At 57.7% G+C, this 21499-nt stretch carries 25 protein-coding genes; 18 read left to right on the forward strand and 7 right to left on the reverse strand.

The genetic code is table 11. The annotated features are described in order from the left end of the window. Nucleotides 1-282 precede the first annotated feature (282 nt). The 12 genes from ACFCXQ_RS03425 (at nucleotide 283) to ACFCXQ_RS03480 (ending at nucleotide 10168) form a co-directional block, all read left to right on the forward strand. Nucleotides 283-2091 (forward strand): DUF885 domain-containing protein, encoded by a 1809-nt coding sequence (locus tag ACFCXQ_RS03425; RefSeq protein ID WP_379553101.1) that lies wholly within the window; start codon nucleotides 283-285, stop codon nucleotides 2089-2091. Between the two features lie 123 nt (nucleotides 2092-2214). Continuing rightward, nucleotides 2215-3084 (forward strand): helix-turn-helix domain-containing protein, encoded by an 870-nt coding sequence (locus ACFCXQ_RS03430; protein WP_379553103.1) that lies wholly within the window; start codon nucleotides 2215-2217, stop codon nucleotides 3082-3084. A gap of 96 nt (nucleotides 3085-3180) precedes the next feature. After that, a complete protein-coding gene (locus ACFCXQ_RS03435; RefSeq protein WP_379554532.1) occupies nucleotides 3181-3615 on the forward strand; it encodes an SUF system Fe-S cluster assembly regulator in 435 nt (144 codons plus the stop codon). Further along, nucleotides 3612-5114, forward strand: coding sequence for a Fe-S cluster assembly protein SufB (gene sufB, locus ACFCXQ_RS03440; protein ID WP_379553105.1), 1503 nt, complete (start codon nucleotides 3612-3614; stop codon nucleotides 5112-5114). Before ACFCXQ_RS03435 ends, sufB begins: the two co-directional genes overlap by 4 nt. Beyond that, nucleotides 5111-5341, forward strand: a complete 231-nt coding sequence (locus ACFCXQ_RS03445) for a hypothetical protein (RefSeq protein WP_379553107.1) — start codon at nucleotides 5111-5113, stop codon at nucleotides 5339-5341. Before sufB ends, ACFCXQ_RS03445 begins: the two co-directional genes overlap by 4 nt. Next, nucleotides 5338-5871, forward strand: a complete 534-nt coding sequence (locus tag ACFCXQ_RS03450; protein WP_379553109.1) for an endonuclease domain-containing protein — start codon at nucleotides 5338-5340, stop codon at nucleotides 5869-5871. The genes ACFCXQ_RS03445 and ACFCXQ_RS03450 overlap by 4 nt, the downstream gene beginning before the upstream one ends. A gap of 22 nt (nucleotides 5872-5893) precedes the next feature. Then, nucleotides 5894-6643 (forward strand): Fe-S cluster assembly ATPase SufC, encoded by a 750-nt coding sequence (gene sufC / locus ACFCXQ_RS03455; RefSeq protein ID WP_379553111.1) that lies wholly within the window; start codon nucleotides 5894-5896, stop codon nucleotides 6641-6643. Beyond that, nucleotides 6636-7409, forward strand: coding sequence for a SufD family Fe-S cluster assembly protein (locus ACFCXQ_RS03460; protein ID WP_379553113.1), 774 nt, complete (start codon nucleotides 6636-6638; stop codon nucleotides 7407-7409). The genes sufC and ACFCXQ_RS03460 overlap by 8 nt, the downstream gene beginning before the upstream one ends. Beyond that, nucleotides 7406-8647 (forward strand): SufS family cysteine desulfurase, encoded by a 1242-nt coding sequence (locus ACFCXQ_RS03465; protein WP_379553115.1) that lies wholly within the window; start codon nucleotides 7406-7408, stop codon nucleotides 8645-8647. Before ACFCXQ_RS03460 ends, ACFCXQ_RS03465 begins: the two co-directional genes overlap by 4 nt. 12 nt (nucleotides 8648-8659) lie before the next feature. Beyond that, nucleotides 8660-9157, forward strand: coding sequence for an SUF system Fe-S cluster assembly protein (locus ACFCXQ_RS03470; RefSeq protein ID WP_379553117.1), 498 nt, complete (start codon nucleotides 8660-8662; stop codon nucleotides 9155-9157). Nucleotides 9158-9311: 154 nt separating this feature from the next. Then, complete coding sequence (locus ACFCXQ_RS03475; RefSeq protein WP_379553119.1) at nucleotides 9312-9668, forward strand: HesB/IscA family protein; 357 nt, start codon at nucleotides 9312-9314, stop codon at nucleotides 9666-9668. Continuing rightward, nucleotides 9668-10168, forward strand: a complete 501-nt coding sequence (locus ACFCXQ_RS03480; protein ID WP_379553121.1) for a hypothetical protein — start codon at nucleotides 9668-9670, stop codon at nucleotides 10166-10168. Before ACFCXQ_RS03475 ends, ACFCXQ_RS03480 begins: the two co-directional genes overlap by 1 nt. 3 nt (nucleotides 10169-10171) lie before the next feature. Here ACFCXQ_RS03480 and ACFCXQ_RS03485 read toward each other — a convergent pair whose 3' ends face one another. The 3 genes from ACFCXQ_RS03485 to ACFCXQ_RS03495 form a co-directional block, all read right to left on the reverse strand. Further along, entirely contained in the window at nucleotides 10172-11116 is a 945-nt protein-coding gene (locus tag ACFCXQ_RS03485; RefSeq protein ID WP_379553123.1) for a hypothetical protein, read from the reverse strand. A gap of 108 nt (nucleotides 11117-11224) precedes the next feature. After that, on the reverse strand, nucleotides 11225-11665 hold the full coding sequence (locus tag ACFCXQ_RS03490) for a hypothetical protein (RefSeq protein ID WP_379553125.1): 441 nt from the start codon (nucleotides 11663-11665) through the stop codon (nucleotides 11225-11227). Nucleotides 11666-11675: 10 nt separating this feature from the next. Then, nucleotides 11676-12395 (reverse strand): EI24 domain-containing protein, encoded by a 720-nt coding sequence (locus ACFCXQ_RS03495; RefSeq protein ID WP_379553127.1) that lies wholly within the window; start codon nucleotides 12393-12395, stop codon nucleotides 11676-11678. 130 nt (nucleotides 12396-12525) lie between these two features. Here ACFCXQ_RS03495 and ACFCXQ_RS03500 point away from each other — a divergent pair, with 130 nt between their 5' ends. Then, a complete protein-coding gene (locus ACFCXQ_RS03500; protein WP_379553129.1) occupies nucleotides 12526-13521 on the forward strand; it encodes an adenosine kinase in 996 nt (331 codons plus the stop codon). Here the strand turns inward: ACFCXQ_RS03500 and ACFCXQ_RS03505 are convergent, their stop codons facing one another. Genes ACFCXQ_RS03505 through purD form a run of 3 tightly spaced genes read right to left on the reverse strand, consistent with a single transcriptional unit; the run spans nucleotide 13522 to nucleotide 16762 of the window. Beyond that, nucleotides 13522-14772 (reverse strand): hypothetical protein, encoded by a 1251-nt coding sequence (locus ACFCXQ_RS03505; RefSeq protein WP_379553130.1) that lies wholly within the window; start codon nucleotides 14770-14772, stop codon nucleotides 13522-13524. A 47-nt stretch (nucleotides 14773-14819) separates the two neighbouring features. Beyond that, nucleotides 14820-15482, reverse strand: coding sequence for a DsbA family protein (locus ACFCXQ_RS03510; protein WP_379553132.1), 663 nt, complete (start codon nucleotides 15480-15482; stop codon nucleotides 14820-14822). Between the two features lie 5 nt (nucleotides 15483-15487). Continuing rightward, nucleotides 15488-16762, reverse strand: a complete 1275-nt coding sequence (gene purD / locus ACFCXQ_RS03515) for a phosphoribosylamine--glycine ligase (protein ID WP_379553134.1) — start codon at nucleotides 16760-16762, stop codon at nucleotides 15488-15490. Here purD and xseA point away from each other — a divergent pair. The 4 genes from xseA to ACFCXQ_RS03535 all read left to right on the forward strand — a co-directional run bounded on the left by xseA (nucleotide 16761) and on the right by ACFCXQ_RS03535 (nucleotide 20418). Then, entirely contained in the window at nucleotides 16761-18254 is a 1494-nt protein-coding gene (xseA, locus tag ACFCXQ_RS03520; RefSeq protein ID WP_379553135.1) for an exodeoxyribonuclease VII large subunit, read from the forward strand. The genes purD and xseA overlap by 2 nt on opposite strands. 24 nt (nucleotides 18255-18278) lie before the next feature. Then, the gene (locus ACFCXQ_RS03525; RefSeq protein WP_379553137.1) at nucleotides 18279-18488 is read left to right on the forward strand and encodes a DUF2093 domain-containing protein; all 210 of its coding nucleotides are present in this window, start codon (nucleotides 18279-18281) and stop codon (nucleotides 18486-18488) included. Between the two features lie 140 nt (nucleotides 18489-18628). Further along, nucleotides 18629-19426 (forward strand): M23 family metallopeptidase, encoded by a 798-nt coding sequence (locus ACFCXQ_RS03530; protein ID WP_379553139.1) that lies wholly within the window; start codon nucleotides 18629-18631, stop codon nucleotides 19424-19426. Between the two features lie 20 nt (nucleotides 19427-19446). After that, the gene (locus tag ACFCXQ_RS03535; protein WP_379553141.1) at nucleotides 19447-20418 is read left to right on the forward strand and encodes an esterase-like activity of phytase family protein; all 972 of its coding nucleotides are present in this window, start codon (nucleotides 19447-19449) and stop codon (nucleotides 20416-20418) included. A gap of 97 nt (nucleotides 20419-20515) precedes the next feature. Here the strand turns inward: ACFCXQ_RS03535 and rpmB are convergent, their stop codons facing one another. Further along, nucleotides 20516-20806, reverse strand: a complete 291-nt coding sequence (rpmB, locus tag ACFCXQ_RS03540) for a 50S ribosomal protein L28 (RefSeq protein ID WP_379553143.1) — start codon at nucleotides 20804-20806, stop codon at nucleotides 20516-20518. A 180-nt stretch (nucleotides 20807-20986) separates the two neighbouring features. On the opposite strand from rpmB, the gene tadA reads away from it, so the two are divergent. Then, entirely contained in the window at nucleotides 20987-21442 is a 456-nt protein-coding gene (tadA, locus tag ACFCXQ_RS03545) for a tRNA adenosine(34) deaminase TadA (protein ID WP_379553145.1), read from the forward strand. The last annotated feature ends 57 nt before the right edge of the window (nucleotides 21443-21499 follow it).

A 21499-nucleotide genomic window follows, 5' to 3' on the forward strand; every position in this document is an offset into this window, starting at 1 on the left:
ATAGAACTAAATGCAAAAATATAGTGAGAATTGCGGATTGTGTCGTTTGCATACAATAAATCTATTCTGGTCTGGCCTAGGCAATTTTTGCGACCCGAAGGGCTCGGTGCTTCTGCAACGAGTTCCTCAACTTAATAGGGCGGTCCCGTTTCTGGGGCCGCCCTTTTTTTGACCCCCAATCTATTTTGGCTCCCCATTTCGTGGACACCCGTATACAGTGCTGAGATATATTGTTACATTTCCGCCGTTTAGGGCGGAGCCTGTGTGAGTGAGGGAATTGCTATGAGGCGGGGATTTGGCTTGTTGATCGTGTCGGCGATTGCACTTTCTGGGTGCGTCGGAGCGCCCGGACCCGAATCGGTCGCGAGCACCGCGGCGCCGTCCGCACCCAAAGCGCTCCCAATTGCTGATGTTTTTGAACGCTTTGATCGGGCGGAGTTGGAATTGTCGCCTGTGGCGAAATCTTTCCGCGGGATCCGAGACGAAGATTATGCAAGCTGGGGTGATTATTCGGACGCGGGTGCTGTGGCGAGCCAGAAACTTCTGCAAGACACGGCAGAGGCGCTGCGTAATCAGTATAATCCTGATGGGCTTGGCGCAGAGGATGCACTGTCTTTCCGTCTGTTCCAAGCTATGGCCGAGCGGAGTGCGCGTACACATAAATTCCGCAAAAATGTCTATCTTTTCAATCAGATGCGCGGCGCGCAAAGCAGCCTGCCAGCGTTCCTGATCAATATCCACCGGGTCTTTAGTGCGGAAGATGCCATCGCCTATGTCAGCCGGATTGAGGGCATGGGTGAGGTGATCGACACGCTGATCGCCGAGGCGCGCGAGCGGGCCGACAATGGTGTGATGCCGCCCAAATGGGTCTATCCTTATGTGATCTCGGACATTGAAAACCTGCTGAGCGCAGATGACGACAACGCTGTCTTGTATGACTTTGGCGCGAAGGTCGATGCGCTTGGTCTGGCGAGCGACGACAGTGAAGGGCTCAAAGAGGATGCTCTCAATGCTTGGACATTGTCAGCAGAACCCGCCTTACAACGCCTCCTGGCAGAAATGAAACGCCAAGAGGCAATTGCGCCGACAGATGACGGCGTGTGGCGCTTGCCGGAAGGAGCGGCCTATTATGAGGCTCTGCTCAAAAATTACACGACCACCGATCTGACAGCGGATGAAATTCATGCGATTGGTCTCAGCGAGGTTGAACGCATTCATGGCGAGATGCGCTCAATCATGGCCAAGGTCGGCTTTGAAGGCAGCCTTCAAGATTTCTTCCAATATACACGCACTGACGACCGCTTCTTCTACACCACGCGCGAGGAGTATCTCGCCGATGCCAATGCGGTGCTGCGCGCGATGGAGGCGAGGCTGCCAGAGTATTTCGGCCGCCTTCCCAAATCGCCTATGGTGATCAAGCCGGTCGAGGCGTTCCGCGAGAAAAGTGCGGGCAAGGCGTTTTACCAAAGCCCTGCACCCGATGGATCGCGCCCCGGCACCTATTATGTAAATCTCTATAATCTGCGCGATATGAGCAAGAACGAGCTGGAGGCGCTTGCCTATCACGAAGGCTCACCCGGCCATCACCTTCAGCGCGCCTTACAAACCGAGATGGGGGAACTCCCTCCCTTCCGCCGGTTTGGTGGGGTCACCGCTTACACTGAAGGATGGGGCCTCTATTCAGAAGAGCTGCCCAAGGAAATGGGCTTCTATACTGACCCCTATTCCGATTTTGGCCGTCTCGGCATGGAGCTGTGGCGCGCGTGCCGGCTAGTAGTTGATACTGGGATCCATGAAAAGCGCTGGAGCCGCGAAAAGGCGATACAATATCTTACGGATAATACACCCAATCCAGACGGCGATATTCGCAAGGCGATTGAGCGCTATATCGTCTATCCCGGACAAGCGACCGCCTACACAATCGGTAAGCTCAAGATTATGGAGATCCGCGCGAAGGCTCGGGCTGAGCTGGGTGAAGACTTCGATATTCGCGGCTTTCACGACACCGTGCTGGCCTCTGGGCCAGTGCCGCTCTCCATTCTCGAGGAGAATGTTGACGATTGGATTGAGGAGGTGGCATCGGGTGGTTGAACAACCAGGTGCGCTGCCTCATATAGCTGTAAGGGAGGTGTGAGGCAGGGACCCAATTTGCTTAATACCCATGCAGTGAGGCCACGTCAGTGGTAGTTCGTCACAACAGCTCCCAAGGTTAGAATGTCTTCGCCATACTATCTTCGATATTACGATCCGCCAGAGCACTTGCAGCGCTATATTCTTGTTCTATTTCATTTTTATAGTACCAAGAAAGACGTCTCTGACCGTAACCCGGGCGCACACCCACAGCTTATCCTATGCCCGCAAGGTACGGGCGGGATGCGGTTTCCCGATGGCCGTTATGACCGGCTTGGCCGGGTGAATTTGGCTGGCGGAATGTCAACCGCCATTCCATTTGACGTGAACGGCCCCTGGCATACTATCGGCGCGACGCTGTCACCGCTTGGCTGGGCGGCGCTTACCGGTGTGCCGCTCAGGGACCATATGGATCGCTTCTTCGATCCTGAGGAGCTTCTCGGGCCAGAGATAACGTCCTTTGCCGACGATGTGAATGAACGTTATCTTTCTGGAGAGTTGAGCGGAGAGGCGACAGGTTACGCCTTGTGCGACTGGATCGCGGAACGCCTCAAGCCAATTAAGCCAGAGCACGAAGCACTGATTGAGCAGACCCTCGATTGGCTCGGCAAATCGCTTAACCCACCGCTTGCAGGCTTATACGAAAGAATGTCCTATTCGCGGCGGCAGACCGAACGGTTGGTGGAGCGGTATTTTGGTTCACCTCCCGCCGCATTGGCGCGGAAATATCGTGCGATCAGAGCCGCAGCTCTGCTGGCTCAACCGAAGCTTAGCGATAGGACGCAGGCGATTATCGCGGCGGCGTTTCATGACAGGCCGCACATGGTGCACGAAATCAGTCGGTACTGTGCTCATACGCCCACTCGGCTTGGGGGGGACGAGGATCCCATCCTTGTCACGCTTTTGCAAATGAAGAACTTTCAAAGGTTGCAGCTGTTCAACAATATTAAGTGAGATCAGTTGCTAACGACTCGCAACAGGCGTTTTCGCCTTGAAACCCCAGAAAAGCGCGCATAAGTGCAAATCCGACAAGACTGGTCTGATTTAACTATGCGCCTATCAAAACTCGCTGATTACGCGGTTCTCACCATGAGCCAGGCCTCTCGCCATTGCGGCGGGCAGCGGGTCAGTGCGGCTGAATTGGCGCAAGAAACGGGCCTGCCAACACCAACGGTGCAAAAACTGGTGAGCAGACTGGTTGGTGCGGGTCTTTTGCGTTCCGTGCGCGGTGCAGGCGGCGGTTTGCAACTTGCCCGGCCCGCGGCGGCGATTACCGTTGCCGACATTGTTGAGGCCGTTGAAGGCCCGATTGCGCTGGTGGAATGTATTGAGGGTGAAGGATGCACGCTTGATCACAGCTGCACCGCTAAGGCTCACTGGCCTCAAGTGAACGACGCGGTTCGCGGGGCACTGGCCAATATTTCTCTGACTCAGCTGGCGGCTACCCAGCTGCCCCAAACACACGCCCTGAAAGAAACAGTATGAGCGAAAACGTTGATCTTGAAGTCTCGGATCGTTCCGAGATGGACCAGGATGCGAAGGATGCAGCGGCGAAAGCGGCTGACTATGAGCATGGCTGGTCAGCTGACATCGACACCGAATTTGCCGAAAAAGGCCTATCGGAAGACACCGTGCGCTTTATCTCGGGCAAAAAGGGCGAGCCTGAGTGGATGCTCGATTGGCGCCTGAAGGCCTTCCGCATGTGGGAGCAGATGGAAGAACCCGACTGGGCCAAGGTTGGTTATCCCAAGATCGACTATCAGGACGCTTATTATTACGCGGCGCCCACGAAAAAGGTAGAGCTCGATTCGCTCGATGATCTCGATCCCGCGATCAAGGAAGTTTACGATAAGCTTGGTATTCCGCTGGGAGAACAAGAGGTTCTCGCAGGCGTCAAGGGCGCAAAGAAAGTCGCGGTCGACGCAGTGTTCGATAGCGTCAGCGTCGCGACCACTTTCCGTGAAGAGCTTAAAAAGGCCGGTGTAATTTTCCTATCGATCTCCGAGGCGATCAAGGAATATCCCGATCTGGTTAAAAAATGGCTCGGCAAAGTGGTGCCGCAGCGTGACAATTACTTCGCGACGCTCAACAGCGCGGTCTTTTCTGATGGCACTTTCGTCTACATTCCAGAGGGCGTGCGGTGCCCCATGGAGCTCAGCACCTATTTCCGCATCAATGCGGAGAACACTGGCCAGTTTGAGCGGACGCTGATCGTCGCCGAAAAGGGATCTTACGTTAGCTATCTCGAAGGCTGCACAGCGCCGATGCGCGACGAGAATCAGCTCCATGCCGCCGTGGTTGAGCTTGTCGCGATGGATGATGCCGAGATCAAATATTCGACCGTGCAAAACTGGTATCCCGGTGATGCCGAGGGCAAGGGCGGGATCTACAATTTCGTCACCAAGCGCGGCCTGTGTCAGGGCGCGCGTTCCAAGATTAGCTGGACTCAGGTCGAAACGGGCAGTGCAGTGACCTGGAAATACCCATCTTGCGTGCTCAATGGCGACAGTTCAGTTGGCGAGTTTTATTCCGTTGCGGTTACAAATAACTACCAACAGGCCGACACCGGAACCAAAATGGTTCATAACGGCCGCAATACCCGCTCAACGATCATTTCCAAGGGCATCAGCGCGGGTAAGTCGAACAACACTTATCGCGGGCTGGTGCGCGTCGGACCGAATGCGGAATCGTCACGCAATTTCACGCAATGCGACAGTCTGCTGCTTGGTGACACCTGCGGCGCGCACACCGTGCCGTATATTGAGGTGAAAAACCCCGATGCGCAGATCGAGCATGAGGCGACGACGTCTAAGATCTCTGACGACCAGCTGTTCTACGCGATGCAGCGCGGGTTGGGCGAGGAAGAGGCGGTTGCACTGATCGTCAATGGCTTTGCCAAGGACGTGCTGAAAGAGCTGCCGATGGAATTTGCAGTCGAAGCGCAGAAACTGCTGGCGATCTCGCTAGAAGGGAGCGTGGGGTGACGAGGGCAGAATTGGCATCCATGCTTCGCCGGTTTGTAGGCGATGAGCCCGATTGCGGAGATTGGGAGTGGGACGATTTTGTATCTGTCCGTGCACAACCAAATCTTGAACCATACCGGCTGAGGTTGTTGGAAGACGTTCATCCACATCTTGGGAAGGAGGATCGCGCGGCCGAGGTTGACGACACTCTGCGCGAAGTAATCGCTGAACTCGAGATATCGACATGACCAACCGCAAGAAACTCGCCCTCAAATCCCCGTCCGAGCAATCGGATGACGCGCCCAACCTCAAAAAGAAGGGCCGCGGTTGGGAGATCTCGGAAAAGCGGCTCGATGCGTTGCACGATCGTGCGCGCGAGATGAAGCGCTTTGCTTCGCCTGCACACAAGGCGCTCGCAGAGCGTTTCGCGAAGGCAGATCTGGGCCGCTACACCTTTAAGCGCTTCGCGGTCATCGGCTCGGCCATCGTCGACTTTGGCTGCCACAATCTCGGCATGGCGATCATGATCGAGGAAGAGGATGCGAACGAGACGATCGACAAACGCCGCGACAAGAGCCTGGAGGCGGTCGGCATTCGCGTGATGCGCATCAAGGCCACCGATATCCTCGAAGATATGGACGCCGTGCTGGAGCGGATCACGCTCGGCATGCGCATGCGGATCGGCGATAAGAAAGAAGCGTACCGCGCGCACCGCGATGCAAACCCTAATCAGGATTATCCCCAAAGGCGCGACCGGCCTGCGCCCAGGGACCGATAAACTTTTCAAAGAGAACGAACCCATGCTGAAAATTGAAAACCTCTCCGCCGAAATTGACGGCAAGCAAATCTTAAAGGGCCTGACGCTGAGTGTTGCGGCAGGCGAGGTGCATGCGATTATGGGCCCCAATGGCGCGGGCAAATCGACGCTGTCTTATGTGCTGGGCGGGCGTCCGGGCTATGAAGTGACTGGCGGCTCAGTCGAATTTATGGGGCAAGATCTGCTGGAGCTGGACCCGCATGAACGCGCGGCGGCGGGCCTCTTTCTAGGCTTCCAATATCCGGTCGAAATTCCCGGCGTGTCGAACGTACAGTTTCTGCGCGAGGCACTCAATTCTCAGCGTAAGGAACGCGGGGAAGAACCCGTTTCTGGCGGAGAATTCCTCAAGCTGGCGAAAGAGAAAGCGGCGCTATTGCGGCTCGATATGGACATGCTCAAACGGCATGTGAATGTCGGTTTTTCGGGCGGCGAAAAGAAACGCTCTGAAATGGTGCAAATGGGTATTCTTGGTCCGCAGTTTGCGGTTCTGGACGAGACCGATTCGGGCCTCGATATCGACGCTCTGCGCGTGGTGGGCGAAGGCATCAATGCGATCATGCGCGCACCCGACAAGGGCGTGCTGCTGATCACGCATTACCAGCGCCTGCTCGACTATGTGAAGCCCGACAAGGTCAGTATTTTGGCGGATGGTCGTATCGTGCAGACCGGTGGTCCAGAGCTTGCATTGCGCCTTGAAGAAGAGGGATATGACGTGGTGATGGCGGATGCCTGAGGCACCTATTCTGGAGCGCCCAACCACGCGTGATGAAGACTGGCGTTATGCCGATGCGGATTTTCTTGCCGGCGCTGCGCCGGAGACGCTCAATCAATGGCGCACGCTCGAAGTTCCCGCAGGCGAGACGCACCGCGAAATCAGTACGCATTCCGGCCCTGACACCGCCGAAGGCATGGTCAATCGCTACCGTGTGCATGTCGGCAAAGGCGGACGCTTCGAGGCGTTCATTGTGCTGGCGGGCGGCAAGTATCAGCGCGCAGAGATCGAGGTGACGCTGGAAGAAGGCGCGCATTTCGAGTTTGGCGGCGTGACCATTGGCGGCGGCGACAAGACGCAGGAATTCGTCACGCGTACGATCCATGCGGCGCCCAATGGCACCTCGAACCAAGTGGTCCGTGCGGTGCAATGGGGCCGCGCAGCGGGCAATTTTCTCGGCCGGATCGAGGTGGTCAAAGATGCGCAAAAAACCGATGCAGCACAAAATTTCCGAGCGATCCTGTTGGAAAAGGGCGCAAGCGCCAATACGAAGCCGGAGCTGGAGATTTTTGCTGACGATGTGCTGTGCGCGCATGGCGCGGCGATTGGCCAGCTCGATGAAATGGCCCGCTATTACATGGCGGCCCGCGGCATCGCCCCTGATGTAGCGCGCAAGCTGCTCGTGCAGGCCTTTATTGGTGATGCCTTTGTGGCCATTGAAGATGATGCGGCGCGCGACCGGATGCTGGAAAGCGCGCTCTCCTATTTGGAGGCAGCGACACTGTGAACGCGCCAGTAAACCTTACCCCGGCAAACGACATCCATGCGGACTTTCCAGGCCTGTTGACCGGTGACGGTGCGCGCTGGCACTATCTCGATACCGCTGCAACGGCGCAAAAGCCTAGGCAAGTGATCGACGTGATGTCGCGCGCAATGGGCGAGGATTATGCCACAGTGCATCGCGGTGTTTATGCGCGTTCGGCGGATATGACGCGGCGGTTCGAGCAGGCGCGCAGCCGTGTGGCGAGCTTTATCAGCGCGAAGAACGATAGCGAGATTGTGTTCGTGCGCGGCGCGACTGAAGGGATCAATCTGGTCGCGCAAAGCTGGGGCGGGATGAATATTGCGGCTGGTGACCGGATTATGCTGAGCCAGCTTGAGCATCACTCCAATATCGTGCCGTGGCAAATGCTGGCTGAGCGTGTGGGCGCGCATATCGACATTTGCCCGCTGACCGATGATGGAAGAATTGATCTCGATTGGCTGGAAGCGAACCTCACCGAGCAGCATAAGCTCGTCGCGCTGGCCCATGTTTCCAACGTTCTCGGCTCTGTTCTGGGTGCAAAACGCGCTGCGAAAGCAGCACACAGCATTGGTGCGAAGATCCTGCTCGATGGCTGTCAGAGCGCACCGCGCATGCGCCTCGATATGGCGGAGCTTGATTGCGATTTCTTCGTCTTCTCGGGCCACAAGCTCTACGGGCCTACGGGCATTGGCGTGCTGTGGGCTCGCGAAGAGCTGCTGGACGCGATGCCCCCATGGCAAGGCGGAGGCGCGATGATCGACCGCGTGACCTTCGCAAAAACAACCTATGGCCCGCCGCCGCAGCGCTTTGAGGCCGGCACGCCGATGATCACTGAGGTGATCGCGCTGCACGCCGCAATCGACTATACGCTTGCTCAAGCGGGCGAGGACGGTATGGCCAGCTTGTACGCCCATGAAAATGCGCTGGTTCGCGAGACGCGTGAGGCGCTTGGCCGGTTCAATTCGATCCATCTGCTCGGCCCAGATAGCAGTGCTGGCATTGTCTCTTTCACCATGGAAGGGGTTCACCCGCACGATCTGGGCACTATCTTAGATGAAGAGAATGTCGCGATCCGCGCGGGCCATCACTGTGCGCAGCCGCTTATGGATCATTACGGCATCCCGGCGACGGCGCGGGCCAGCTTTGGTCTATACTCGACGCAAGATGATATCGCGGCGCTGGTGCGCGGCATTGAACGCACGCAAAAGATTTTCGGCTAGGAATACAAAGAGATGAACAAGCCAGAAAAAGAGAATGAGTTTGTGGCCGCAGAAACGCCGCAAAAGCCGCCGCGCGCGCGGGTTAGCGATGTGGTGGACACGGAACTGGAGCCGGAAACTGCTGGCGAAAAGCTGGAGCGCAAGCGCGATTATCTCGAAGGCTTTTTGCAGAAGAAACCTGAAGGCGATGCGGTAGGCGGTGCGGGCAGCGCGCTGCAACAGGCGGTGATTGACGCGCTCAAAGAGATTTACGACCCGGAAATCCCGGTCAATATCTACGATCTCGGGCTGATTTACGGGGTTGAAGTGTCGGAAGATGCCGATGTCGAGGTGATTATGACGCTCACCACGCCGCATTGCCCAGTGGCTGAAAGTATGCCGGGCGAAGTTGAGCTACGCGCGGCGAGCGTGCCCGGTGTTCGCGATGCAGAGGTTAATCTGGTATGGGATCCACCATGGAGCCCGGAAAAGATGACAGATGAGGCGCGCTTAGAATTGGGAATGCTCTGAGCGGTGCTGGCCTATGCCATCTCACGGGCTGCGAACAGCACCTTCCTCCGCTTCCGGTGCTCACGGACCTTTAGTCCGCTGCGCGCCGGTTCTCGCTCGGTACTATTCTCACTCCATGATATGACAAACCCGCCTACCGCTCAGGAAGCGAATTATGACTGACACGAAAACCCGCGAGATTCCAGCCGCTGTGACGCTCACCAAAGGCGCAGAGGCGCGTATTGCTGAGCTAATGGAAAAGGCACCAGTCGATGCGATTGGTGTAAAGCTGTCGACGCCGCGGCGCGGCTGTTCCGGCCTTGCCTACTCAGTCGATTACGTCACTGAAGAAGTCGCGATGGATGAGAAAATCGTCACCCCCGGCGGTGTATTCTACATTGACGGGGCGAGCGTGCTTTATCTGATCGGCAGCATTATGGACTGGGTAGTCGACGATTTCTCTGCCGGTTTTACCTTTAAAAACCCCAATGCCAAGGGCGCTTGCGGCTGCGGCGAGAGCTTTATGGTCTGATGACCCGTATTGTTGAGCTGACCTCAACACTGGATTGCACAGCGGACGAGGCATGGCATCACGTTGGCTCATCAGCCTTGCTGCATCACATAACGCACCCACTGATTCGGTTTGTGCCGACCAAGGCAACGCCCTTCCCAGAGCGCTGGACCGAAGGCGAATACCGGGCATGGATGCTGTTATTCGGCGTCATCCCAATTGGCTGGCAGGCAATACGGATCAGCTTTCCCGATACCGATGAGCGGGGCACATCCACAGAAAACACGCGCTATTTGCGTGACAATGGTTATGGCCCGTTGATCAAACGCTGGGACCACTGGATCGAAATTGCGCCGGAAGTTGACAAGACCTCGGGCGAGAAGACCCGGTACACGGACCGCGTTTACATCGAGGCAGGCCTACTCACACCGCTCATCGCGGCGTTTGCGCGCATATTCTATGGGCATCGCCAGCGCCGCTGGTGCACGCTCGCCAGCGACAACTTTAGCGCAATATCCTAAGCGTTAGCTCAGGTCTTCAGCCACGCGCTCCAGCAGCTGAATTTCCAGCGCATCAAGCTCGCCATCGGCATCGACCATGCTGCCGAGCCAGTTCTGCTCAGCCTCGGTAACCGCTTCGCCTGCTGCAGCGCGTTCGGTGAAAGAGGAGTTGGTGTCTTTCTTGCCAAAAACCGCGCCGAAGTGATTGTGAACTGCAGGAGCGCTCTTCGCCATCCGGCCAAAGAACTGACCGACACCGCCAGAGGTGTCATTCATGAAATTTTCGAGCTCTTTCATGCGTTCATGCGAGAGCTGCGCATTGGCGGCGGAAAAGCCGCGCAGGTAGTTCGCCACGCCATCAACGAACAGTTTCGGCCATTCCAGCGCGTTGGAAGCTTTGAGCGTTGCATCCTTGATCCGGAACAGCATTTCTGCCTCATACCGGCTCACAGCGGCTGGCCCTTCGCCGCCCGCAGCGAAGACAACGCGGCGTAGGATCGAGCATTCGGTCGTGGTGATGTGACAGCTCTCTAGGGTACCATTGCCGCGCGTTGGCCCCTTGCCATTCAGAACGGCATGTTCGATTTGTTTGAGCGTGTAAACCTTGAGGCTGTCATCGACGTTTTCAGCACGCTCAATAATGCGTACCAGCGCCTCAAGCTCGGCCATGCTTTCGAGCTTTCCATCTGCATCGAGCTGAGCGATCAGCCATGCGGCCTCTTTCGCATCGCACATGTATTTTGGCTCTGTGCCATTCAGCACAAATTCGCGGATCGCCTCGACGAAGAAATCAACCCAATCGTCGCTCGGATCCTTGATCTGATTGTTGATCGTGAAGATCGCCTCGGCTTCCTCGCGCGTCATGATCCCGTCGCCCCAGCCCAACCGGCGCAGTGAGAGGATTTCCTCTGCAGAAACGTGGCCGTCTTCAGCGACAGATTTGGCGAGATTCGCGAATTGCATGCTCATGGTGCGGATTGACCCCCTGAATTGAGGGTCTGCAATGCCACAATACCCTTAAAACGGGGTTACTTCCCGCCTCAATAGGGAGTTTTAGCTGGGTGCAGCGAGGGCAAATCAGCGCCTTAGCGCCGCGACACACGCCCCGCGATTGACCGGCTGCCCATCGCTGGCGCGGCGCGCCTCAACATGGGTTGCACTCGGCTCTTGGCTCGGCTGGAGCGGGTAGAGAAAGACGTCGAGCACGCAGGCGCGCCCGCGAAATTGCAGCTTTAACGCATCGCCTTCGCGCACATTCAGCCGCGGAGGTCCGAAAATCTGAGTGAGGCGCCGCTCGCTTGACCCTATCACACCGCGCAGCCCCGGGGCCTGGAGCACTTGTGGAGCGATAAAGGTGTTGCTCGAAGGGGCGGCCTGCGTGGGCAGCGGAGCGGCGGGCGCAGGCCTATTGGCAGGCGCTGGCTGGCTCACCGGGCGTGATTGCACCGGCGCTCCGGATGGCGCGCCGACACAGCCTGCCAGGCTCGCGGCAATAATCAAGGCGCTCCATTGATGCATCGGAATTCGCTTAGGCAGGCGCATCTTTAGATCCATGGGGGGCAGGCTTTCGGTTATGAACGAGATGGGTGGCGGCAGCTGCGCCCAGAATCGGCGCGAAAAAATTGGCAAATGGCACAGCCAGCAACAGCGCGATGACACCGCCCAATGCAAAACGGTTGAGCCCGTTAATCGGGGTAACTTCGCTATCATCATGTTGATGACGTAGCCACACCATATCTTGCAATTCGCGGCCCAGGAGAAACGCATTAGCGGCCCAGAACACCAGCGCGCTGCCGATGCCAGTGAATAGGAGCAGCAGCGCAATGGGTGCAGCGAGCAAATTGACGCCGAGTGCGCGGGCAGCGGCGCGGATGCTGTGGCGTAATTCCGTCTTGAAGGGTAGGCCCGGCGTATTGGCGTGCCCCGGGTAATGTTTGCACTCCACCGCGCGCACGACTTCATCAGCGAAGAATTGGATCACGGCCAGCGCGATAATACGGAACAAGAGCCATCCGCCAAAACCGACAATTAGCACAGTGATGAGCGTGGCGAAGATCCCAGTGTAATCATCATCGCCCATGGCGCCTGCAAAAGACGTGATTTCCTCCGCCACAACCCACCAGACTAATGCTCCAATTACCGCAAAGATCGCCAGTGTAATGGCGAGCGACTTACCGAGCACTTTGAGAATAGCGGTGTCGCTAAGCTGACCAAAGGCAAGCAGAAGGGCGCTGGGCAGAGACATCATCACTAGGCTGCGACTTGCGTTGAGAGTGCGGCTAAGTCAACGCTACCCTTGGCGTTCTCTCGATCAACCGCTAACGGGCGGCGATGATCTGAACAGATTTCCATTCTTATTAGCAGAAAGTCCGCCTGAAATGACTGAGCCACGTTATGACGTAATCGCGATCGGAAATGCCGTCGTCGATGTGATCGCCTCTTGTGACGACGAGCTGATTGAAGAGCTTGGCCTTAATCGCGGCGGAATGACGCTGGTCGATACGGACGAGGCTAAAACGCTCTATGATGCGATGGGCACTGCGCGGGAGATTTCAGGCGGCTCAGCGGCAAATACGCTGGCGGGCGCGTCCATGTTGGGGCTGCAATGCGCTTTCATCGGGCAGGTAGCAGATGATCAGCTTGGCGAGGTTTTCACGCATGATATGCGCGCAACCGGAATTGACTTCGATACCGCGCCGCGCGCGGGCGACCCACCGACAGGGCGCTGCCTAATCTTCGTGACCCCTGATGGCGAGCGGACGATGAACACCTTCCTCGGCGCCGGGCAATATCTGCCTGCGGCTGCACTGGATGAAGAGCTGATTGCAAGCGCGGGCATCCTCTATCTCGAGGGCTATCTGTGGGATCCGGAAGAGCCACGCCGCGCCATGCGCCGCGCCATTGAGGTTGCGCGCGCAGCAGGCCGCAAGGTCGCCTTCACCGCGAGCGAGAGCTTTGTGATTGATCGCCACGGCGATGATTTTCGCTCAATGATTGAGGACGGCGTGATTGATATCCTGTTCGTCAATGAGCATGAGCTGGCGACGCTGACCGGCGAGGCTGATTTTGAGGCTGGGGTCGCTGCGGTCGCCGGGAAAGTGCCTGTGCTGGTGGCGACGAAGGGCGAAGCGGGCGCGATCGCAATCGCGCATGGCGAGCGGGCGGAAGTTAAGGCCCAGCCGGTTGACAAGGTGGTCGACACGACCGGCGCTGGAGATCAGTTCGCGGCGGGCTTCCTCTCAGGCTATGCCAAGGGTGAACCGCTGGAGCGCTGCCTCGCACGCGGGGCTGTGACGGCGGCGGAAGTGATCAGCCATTACGGCCCGCGTCCTGAAGTCGATTTGAAAGCGCTGGTGGCTGAAAAGCTTGGCTGATTACACGCGAAACATATTGCGCAGGCCAAGGCCCAGTAAGAACAGTAAAATCACAGCTAGGATCGCTTCTATCGCGCCCAATCCGATGGCCCAGTCTGGCGTTGGCATATCCTTGCCGAACAACAGTTCCTCACCTTGAAGCCTTGCAGTGCGGCCTATTGGAATAAACGACAAAATATGGCTTCCGGAATAGGACAAGGCGGTTGAAAAGCTGGTCGCTTCCACATCGCGCCAGTTGTAGAACAGGTAGCCGAAACTCGACCATAAGGCGAGGAGCCAGCTGAATGGGCGAAAAACGCTTCGGCCATAATCACCCAACGCCCAATAGAGCGTCTGTCCCGCGTTTTGCACCCAATTCGTTTCGTGACCGCGTCGTGTTCGGATTTCCTGGACGTGAAATTCCAGAGCTTTTGCATGATTGCGATTGTTGAGCGCCAATTCCTTCAAGCGACGAAATCTCTGACTGTCTTCCTTCTCTTTGGCATTGCAGGCCCAGCGCCAGACGGGCTCACTACCGGCGGGCATGCCTGACCAATATCGGCTAGCGAGCACTGCCCAGCGCGGCATCGGACTAGCTTCAAATTCGCAGATTACATCATTCAGCACTACATTGTGAGATATTTTGGTGCGCCTCAGGTCAAGAGGGCACCCCATTTTTCCCGTGTGGGAGAAGGTAAAGAGCTTTTCAAAGCTCGATCCATGGAAGGAGAAAGTGGGCACTTCTTCTAAGCCTGTGAGCTCATAGAATCTTATGGCTTCCCCGAAGGTACAATTCATAAAACCGACCTTCGTTTTATGAAACGCAGTGGCGTAGAATAGCACCCTAGCCTTTTCGAAATTGGCGTTACTAAAACTTAATATACCTTCTCCGAAAGCCGTCTCGAAGCAGCGAATGATGCTCTTGCCAAAATCCACATCATTGAAAATTATCTGACCGTTTCCGAACTGAGCTTGGTCAAAGTTGATTTCGCTCTGTCCGAACTTAGCCCGCATAAACGTGATATGACCAGCGTGAAAAGTAGCACCCGAAAAGTTGATCCGCCCATTTGGAAAGTGGTAGCCAGAGAAGTTTACGTGTCCGGCCTCTCCGTTGTGATCTGAGCTACTTCCAAACTCCTGACTAGAAAAATCGACATTGGCATTCGGGTTCTCTTCAACCCAGGCATTCCACGCCTCTTTGCCTTCGCGCCAGAGCGCCATAGCCTCATCGCTGGCTAAAATTACGTATTGGGAGGTTTCAGTTTTCGCCATATCCTTGTTAGGCTAGTCTCAACCGATTATCCGCTCAAGCCAGCCTACTACTTACCCTTTTCTTTCCGCGCCCGCTCAAACGCCTTTTTGAACATCCCTTCACTGCCCTTGCCGCGCAGCAAATATGGTCCGACCAGATAGGCGGGTGTCCCGCGCAAGCTCATGCGGAAGGCGGATTTGTGGGTTGCGCTGAGCGCTGCGTCCACGGCTTCGCCATGTTCGGCCAGGTCACTTTGGGCTCTGTTCCAGTTCCCGCCCGCCTGTTCCAATGTGCGTTGAATGCCTTGCGGTGAGAGAGCTGCGCTGGCGAGCAACTCGGTATGGAATGGCGCGAACACGCCTTGCCTATCAGCGGCCATCGCCAGCCGCGCGGCGCGTTCTGAAGGCGGGCCGAATACTGGCCAGAGCCGGTAGACGATCCGCACATTGCCATCCTCTTCCGCTGCCCGTTCCAGCTCCGGGTCGGAGATACGGCAAATTCCGCATGCGTAATCAGTGAAAACCATGACGGTCACATCGCCATCCGGGCTGCCGCCCACGGGATATCCCTCTTCGGCCAAGATACGCTCAGCCCAACCAAATTCGGAGAGATCCTCGCCGGTAAAGACCGATTGGCGTAGCAATACGGACATGGCGAAGCCCACTGCGACAAGCCCGGCCAATATCAGCGCCTGACGCGGTCCTCTTGGCTTTGAGCGAGTTTCGGTCACGTGTCTTATTGAGCCTCGCGCGCGACTTCGCGATATCCGATGTCGCGGCGGCAGAAACCGTCAGCAAACTCGATCTTGTCGAGCGCGGTATAAGCGTTCGTCTGTGCCTCTGTGACGCTGCTGCCCCGGGCCGTTACATTGAGCACGCGGCCGCCGGAGGACACCAATTGCTCGCCATCCAGCTTGGTGCCAGCATGGAAGACTTTCGCGCCGTCTGCTTCCGCAATGCCCAGTTCAATCACGCCGCCCTTTTTGGGCGTGCCGGGATAGCCTTCTGCGGCCATCACAACGGTCATGGTAAAGTCATCAGAAAGTACTGGCGCAGCGACTTCGCCCAATGTCCCATTCGCGCAGGCCAGCATCAGTTCGACCAGATCGCTTTCCAACCGCATCATCAGCACTTGGCATTCTGGATCACCAAACCGCGCATTATATTCGATCAATTGCGGGCCACTCTCGGTCAGCATGAAGCCAGCATAGAGCACGCCGGAATAGGGATTGCCGTCGGCCGCCATCATCTTGACCGTCGGCTCGATAATCTCTCGCATGGCTTGTTCTTGCAATTCGTCCGTCAACACTGGAGCAGGCGAATAGGCGCCCATCCCCCCCGTATTGGGACCAGTGTCGCCTTCGCCTACGCGTTTGTGATCCTGCGCAGTGCCAATCGGGACGATTGTCTCGCCATCAGTGATTGCGAAGAAGCTCGCCTCTTCGCCGCGCAGAAATTCTTCAATGACAACCTCGGCGCCGGCATCGCCGAATTTGCCATCGAACATATCGGTGAGCGTCGCTTCCGCGTCCTCTCGCGTTTCGGCGATCACCACGCCCTTGCCTGCTGCGAGCCCGTCCGCCTTGAGCACGAACGGCGCATCAAAACGGGTCAGCGCGCCAAGCGCCTGCTCCAATGAGCTGGTGCGGACATAGCCCGCCGTTGGGATATCTGCCCGCGCGCATAAATCCTTGGTGAAGCCTTTGCTGCCCTCCAGCTGGGCGGCCTCTTTCGAAGGGCCGAACACGGGAATGTCTGCGGCGCGCAAACTATCGCCCAGCCCATCGACCAGCGGTGCCTCCGGCCCAATCACAACAAGGCCAATGTCGTTTGTGCGGCAGAACTGGGTCACTGCATCATGATCGCCCGCATCCAGCGGAACGCACGTCGCTCCCTCCGCAATGCCCGGATTTCCGGGGGCAGCGTAGAGCGCGCTGCAAGTGGGGGATTGCGCCAGCTTCCAGCTAAGCGCATGTTCGCGCCCGCCCGATCCAAGCAACAGGATATTCATGCCCGCCAATTCCTTCTCCGACGATGATGATAGCGAAAAAGGCCTCGTAGCGCGGGAAGCTGCGGGCGACAACGCGCAAGCCTATTCGATCAGCGAGATTTCCGCGCGTTTGAAGCGGACGGTCGAAGATCAGTTTGGTTTCGTCCGAGTTCGGGGAGAGATTTCGCGCGTATCGCGCCCGCGTTCGGGGCATGTCTACACTACGCTGAAGGACGAAAAAGCCAATCTCGATGCGGTTATCTGGAAGGGAAATGCGGCGCGGATGAGTTTCGAGCCTGAGGAAGGGCTAGAGGTCATCGCGACGGGCAAGCTCACCACTTATCCTGGGCAATCGAAATACCAGATCGTGATTGAGCGGATGGAGCTTGCCGGAGAGGGCGCGCTGCTAGCCTTGCTGGAGAAAACCAAAGCGCGGCTCGAGGCAGAGGGGCTGTTCGCGCCTGAACGCAAGCGAGCGCCGCCCTACTTGCCGCGCACAATTGGCGTCGTGACCTCGCCCACTGGCGCGGTGATCCGGGACATTCTGCACCGGCTGGCGGATCGTTTCCCTAGCCGCGTGATTGTCTGGCCAGTGCTGGTTCAGGGCCAAGGCGCTGCCGAACAAGTTGCGGGCGCGGTGCGCGGATTTTCAGAACTGCCCGAGGGGCACGGCGACCGGCCCGATCTGGTTATTGTCGCACGCGGCGGCGGCTCGATTGAGGATCTGTGGGGCTTTAATGAAGAGGCGGTGGTGCGCGCTATCGCCGATTGCACCATCCCCACGATCAGTGCGGTTGGGCATGAGACAGATACGACTTTAGCGGATTTCGCCGCAGACCGCCGCGCGCCAACACCCACAGCAGCGGCGGAAATGGCGGTGCCTGTTCGCGCGGAACTTTCCGCGACGCTCGGCGATTTTTCCGCCCGCTCTCGCAGTGCGATCCTGCGTCCGGTGGCGCTTGGCCGCGAGCGGCTGACAGCGCGGGCAGAGCGGATGCCCAAGCCCGAAGTCTTGCTGCAACCTCAAGCGCAGCGGCTGGATGATATGGCGGAGCGCTTGCGGCGCGGGCTGATGGACCGGGCGGGCAAAGGGCGCGAGGCTTTGGGGCGCTTGCGGCTATCGCCAACCGTGCTGCAACGGGGATTGCGCGATGGGCGACAGGCCTTGGCGGCGCAGCGGCTGGACCCTGCATTGGTCCAGCGCAAAATAACGCAGAGCCGCGAAAAACTGGCAGGTCAGGCGCGGCTGGCCGAGCAATTGCACCCTGATCGCCCGCTGGCGCGCGGCTATGTGCGGGTGATGAGCGAGGCGGGCACGACACTGACGGACAAGGCGCAAGCTGCGAAAGAAGCGGCGCTGACGCTCAAATTCCGTGATGGTGATTTGAGCGTTACAACAGGCGACGCGCCACCCACACCGAAAAGCCCGCCGCCCAAGCAAAAAAAGCCCAGGAGCAAGGCACCTATTCAGCAAACTGACACAGGCGGCGTGCAAGATGATTTGTTCGGATAGCAACCCCTTGCTAAGGGAGCGCATATGTTGATGTCATCAGATAAAAAATCGGCTGGCGGCGAGGCAAAGCTGCAATATGGCCCTAATGGCTTTCGTGTGCTGCGTGCAGGCCAGCATGTCTTCTGCGCAGTGAGCGGCGAGGCTGTGCCGCTGGAGGAGCTGCGCTATTGGAGCGTGCACTATCAGGAACCTTATGCGAGCGCGGAAATGGCAACTGAGCGGCTTAAGCCGTGATCACAAGAGCGGCGATGTCATCGGCCTGCGCCTTCGCTTGTTTAGGGCTTGTGACGGCATGCGTTCCCGCCGCCGCTGAGCCGGAAGTAGCAGCCGATACGGCATCAGTTAGCCCGCCTCCGGCTATACGGACTATTGCGGTGCCCCCACCACCAGTACCGCCTGAACCTGAACCCACTCGCCCCGCCGATTTCGTTTACTCGGGCGAGCTCACGCAAGGCGGCTGGATCAAGGGGCAAGTACCTTTCGGCACCAGAAACGCATTTCTCAATGACACCCCGCTGGAGCTCGACAGTTCGGATAAGTTCTTTGGAGCATTTGATCGCGATGCAGGCGGCGAGGCGGTGCTACGCGCGGAAATGGAAGATGGCAGCGTCAAGACCAAGACGCTCACCATCACGCGGCGCGAGTGGAATATTCAGCACGTTAATGTGGCTAAGCGCCCCAGCGGGTCGAGCGAGGCATGGTGGAAGCGGCGCGAACCGGAATGGCTGGCGATTAAGGCTGCGCGTGAGAAACTGACCGGCGCGACTGGCTTTAGTCAGGATTTCATCTGGCCGGTTAAGGGCCGTATTTCGGGGCATTTCGGTCGCCAGCGTATCTATCGCGGCGGGGAGGCGGGCAGCTATCATAGCGGAATTGATATTGCGCCGGGGCACGGCGTGCCTTTTGTCGCGCCTGCTGACGGCGTTGTTGTGCTCGCGCGGACTGGCTTCAGCCTCGAAGGCGGTCTGATTATCATTGATCACGGCGGCGGGCTGAACAGCGCGTTTCTACATGCTTCGAAACTGATGGTGGAAGAGGGCGATCAGGTGCGTCAAGGTGAACATATCGGCAATGTAGGTTCCACCGGACGCTCTACCGGCCCGCATTTGCATTGGGGTCTGAAATGGCGCGAGGCAAGGCTCGATCCTCTGCTCTTTGTCGGCCCAATGTAAGATATAGGCCTAGCGCTACCATGCGCCGCAAACGTTTGCTTCTGACACTGTGTGTTGCGCTTGGTTTAGCGCCGGGGACCTTTGTGCGCACGCCGATGCCAGAGCCAGACTTTTCCTCCGGTCTTACCCTGACCGACCTTGCATTGGAGGAGGTGCAGATTGGGCCATTCGCGCTCGAAGGCGCATGGCATCTCACCAGCGAAAACGATCATTTTGGCGGTTACTCCGCGCTCCTCTATCGTCCCGATGGACGATTGCTTGCGGGCAGCGATGCGGGGCGATTGCTCTCGCTTACTCCACCTGACGAGGGCGATTCAAAGGCGGTTTTTGGCGCCTTTCCGAACGCCGAAAACCGCGACAAGCGCGATGTCGATCTGGAGGCAATGACGCAGGACACTGAAGGCGGAACGTTATGGGCTGCTTATGAGCGCTCCAATGCGATTGATCGCCATGCCGATTTCACGCAAGTCGGCGAGCGCGCCACACCGAATGAGATGGCGCTCTGGAGCGAGTTTTCAGGGCCAGAGGCGATGGCCCGCCTTGCTGATGGCCGCTTTATTGTGCTGGCTGAGCAACGCACCCGGTTTGGCGGAGACAGTCATGAGGGACTGCTTTTTCCGAGCGATCCGTTAACTGGAGCAGAGCCGCTGGTTTTTCAGCTCGCGACGCCCGATGAAATGCGCCCGGTCGACATGGTGCCGGTGCCCGATGGCCGCGTGCTGATCCTATTGCGCAATTATGATCTTCTGCCTTGGCCCAGCTGGCATGTGGTAATTGCTGTGGCGGATCCCGGTGAAATAGAAGAAGGCGAAAACTGGCCGATCGAGGTGTTTGCGCGGCTAGATGCCCCCATTCCGCCGGATAATTATGAGGGGATTGCGCTTAAGCAGCGAGCCGATGGTGCATGCGATATCTGGCTGATCTCAGACGATAATTTCAGCCTCTTTCAGCGGACGCTTTTGCTGAAACTCAGCTGGGCGGATTGTTTTTAGAGCGGGTGGTTAAGCTTCAAACAATGGCTCAAAAGCAAAAAGGCGCGCGAGTACGCCTCGCACGCCCTTTTTTGCGCCCATCAAAACTGATGCGCGATTAAGCGGCTTCGGCAGCAGCTTTCTTAAGCTCGCGCTTCACCTTGACGGCGCGCGGCGACAGTTTGTCGTCGCTGGTCTTGAGCAGCCAATTGTCGAGACCGCCATTATGCTCAACCGAGCGCAGGCCATTCGTTGACACGCGGAACTTAAAACTGCGGTCCAGCTTTTCGCTCAGCAGCGTTACATTCTGCAAGTTAGGCAGAAAGACGCGTTTGGTCTTGTTATTGGCGTGGCTGACATTGTTGCCGACTTGGCGGCCTTTGCCGGTAAGTTCGCAAATACGCGACATGATAAATCTCGTTCGTTCACAGTTGCAGGCCGCCAAAGATTCGCTGGCCCAGAAGCTCGGGTTGTCCCGGAAGAGCGCGCGCATAACTGCGCATACGCGAATCGTCAAGCAAATCCCCAACCAAGAAACAGACTAAAGCGCATTTGCGACTACCGATGAGGCAGGGTAACGCGCGATGCGATGAGCACTTGGCCAATCCCCGAACCTATGCAGCGCGCACTAGCACTGGCCAGCGAGGCTGCTGTGGCGGGCGAAGTGCCGATTGGCGCGGTGGTGGTCAAGGATGGGGCAATCATTGGCGAGGGGCGCAATGCCCCGCGCGAAGGCCATGACCCGACCGCGCATGCGGAGATTATCGCCATTCGTTCCGCTGCTAAAGCGCTTGGCAATGAGCGACTTACGGATTGCGAACTATGGGTGACGCTGGAGCCTTGCGCTATGTGTGCGGGCGCGATTGCGCATGCGCGGCTTGCGAAGCTCTATTACGGCGCGAGCGACCCCAAGGGCGGCGGGGTGGAACATGGCGCGCGTGTTTTTGAGCACCCTCAAGCGCTGCACCGGCCTGAAGTCTATGCGGGCATTGGTGAGAGCGAGGCGGCAGAGCTGCTGCGCGGGTTCTTTGAAGAGCGGCGGTGAGGCTGGGCCAAATAGGTAGACATTCTTATTGGTGTCCAGCATCATGCAGCCCGGGGC

It is taken from the genome of Qipengyuania rhodophyticola (genome assembly GCF_042493225.1).
In the GTDB taxonomy this organism is placed as follows: Bacteria; Pseudomonadota; Alphaproteobacteria; order Sphingomonadales; family Sphingomonadaceae; genus Erythrobacter.

What these genes read in the sequence shown, in the direction of transcription:
- ACFCXQ_RS03425 (WP_379553101.1), top strand. Translation starts at nt 283, where the DNA reads ATGAGGCGGGGATTTGGCTTGTTGATCGTGTCGGCGATTGCACTTTCT.
- ACFCXQ_RS03430 (WP_379553103.1), top strand. Translation starts at nt 2,215, where the DNA reads ATGTCTTCGCCATACTATCTTCGATATTACGATCCGCCAGAGCACTTG.
- ACFCXQ_RS03435 (WP_379554532.1), top strand. Translation starts at nt 3,181, where the DNA reads ATGCGCCTATCAAAACTCGCTGATTACGCGGTTCTCACCATGAGCCAG.
- sufB (WP_379553105.1), top strand. Translation starts at nt 3,612, where the DNA reads ATGAGCGAAAACGTTGATCTTGAAGTCTCGGATCGTTCCGAGATGGAC.
- ACFCXQ_RS03450 (WP_379553109.1), top strand. Translation starts at nt 5,338, where the DNA reads ATGACCAACCGCAAGAAACTCGCCCTCAAATCCCCGTCCGAGCAATCG.
- sufC (WP_379553111.1), top strand. Translation starts at nt 5,894, where the DNA reads ATGCTGAAAATTGAAAACCTCTCCGCCGAAATTGACGGCAAGCAAATC.
- ACFCXQ_RS03460 (WP_379553113.1), top strand. Translation starts at nt 6,636, where the DNA reads ATGCCTGAGGCACCTATTCTGGAGCGCCCAACCACGCGTGATGAAGAC.
- ACFCXQ_RS03470 (WP_379553117.1), top strand. Translation starts at nt 8,660, where the DNA reads ATGAACAAGCCAGAAAAAGAGAATGAGTTTGTGGCCGCAGAAACGCCG.
- ACFCXQ_RS03475 (WP_379553119.1), top strand. Translation starts at nt 9,312, where the DNA reads ATGACTGACACGAAAACCCGCGAGATTCCAGCCGCTGTGACGCTCACC.
- ACFCXQ_RS03480 (WP_379553121.1), top strand. Translation starts at nt 9,668, where the DNA reads ATGACCCGTATTGTTGAGCTGACCTCAACACTGGATTGCACAGCGGAC.
- ACFCXQ_RS03485 (WP_379553123.1), bottom strand. Translation starts at nt 11,116, where the DNA reads ATGAGCATGCAATTCGCGAATCTCGCCAAATCTGTCGCTGAAGACGGC.
- ACFCXQ_RS03490 (WP_379553125.1), bottom strand. Translation starts at nt 11,665, where the DNA reads ATGCATCAATGGAGCGCCTTGATTATTGCCGCGAGCCTGGCAGGCTGT.
- ACFCXQ_RS03495 (WP_379553127.1), bottom strand. Translation starts at nt 12,395, where the DNA reads ATGATGTCTCTGCCCAGCGCCCTTCTGCTTGCCTTTGGTCAGCTTAGC.
- ACFCXQ_RS03500 (WP_379553129.1), top strand. Translation starts at nt 12,526, where the DNA reads ATGACTGAGCCACGTTATGACGTAATCGCGATCGGAAATGCCGTCGTC.
- ACFCXQ_RS03505 (WP_379553130.1), bottom strand. Translation starts at nt 14,772, where the DNA reads ATGGCGAAAACTGAAACCTCCCAATACGTAATTTTAGCCAGCGATGAG.
- xseA (WP_379553135.1), top strand. Translation starts at nt 16,761, where the DNA reads ATGCCCGCCAATTCCTTCTCCGACGATGATGATAGCGAAAAAGGCCTC.
- purD (WP_379553134.1), bottom strand. Translation starts at nt 16,762, where the DNA reads ATGAATATCCTGTTGCTTGGATCGGGCGGGCGCGAACATGCGCTTAGC.
- ACFCXQ_RS03525 (WP_379553137.1), top strand. Translation starts at nt 18,279, where the DNA reads ATGTTGATGTCATCAGATAAAAAATCGGCTGGCGGCGAGGCAAAGCTG.
- ACFCXQ_RS03535 (WP_379553141.1), top strand. Translation starts at nt 19,447, where the DNA reads ATGCGCCGCAAACGTTTGCTTCTGACACTGTGTGTTGCGCTTGGTTTA.
- rpmB (WP_379553143.1), bottom strand. Translation starts at nt 20,806, where the DNA reads ATGTCGCGTATTTGCGAACTTACCGGCAAAGGCCGCCAAGTCGGCAAC.
- tadA (WP_379553145.1), top strand. Translation starts at nt 20,987, where the DNA reads ATGAGCACTTGGCCAATCCCCGAACCTATGCAGCGCGCACTAGCACTG.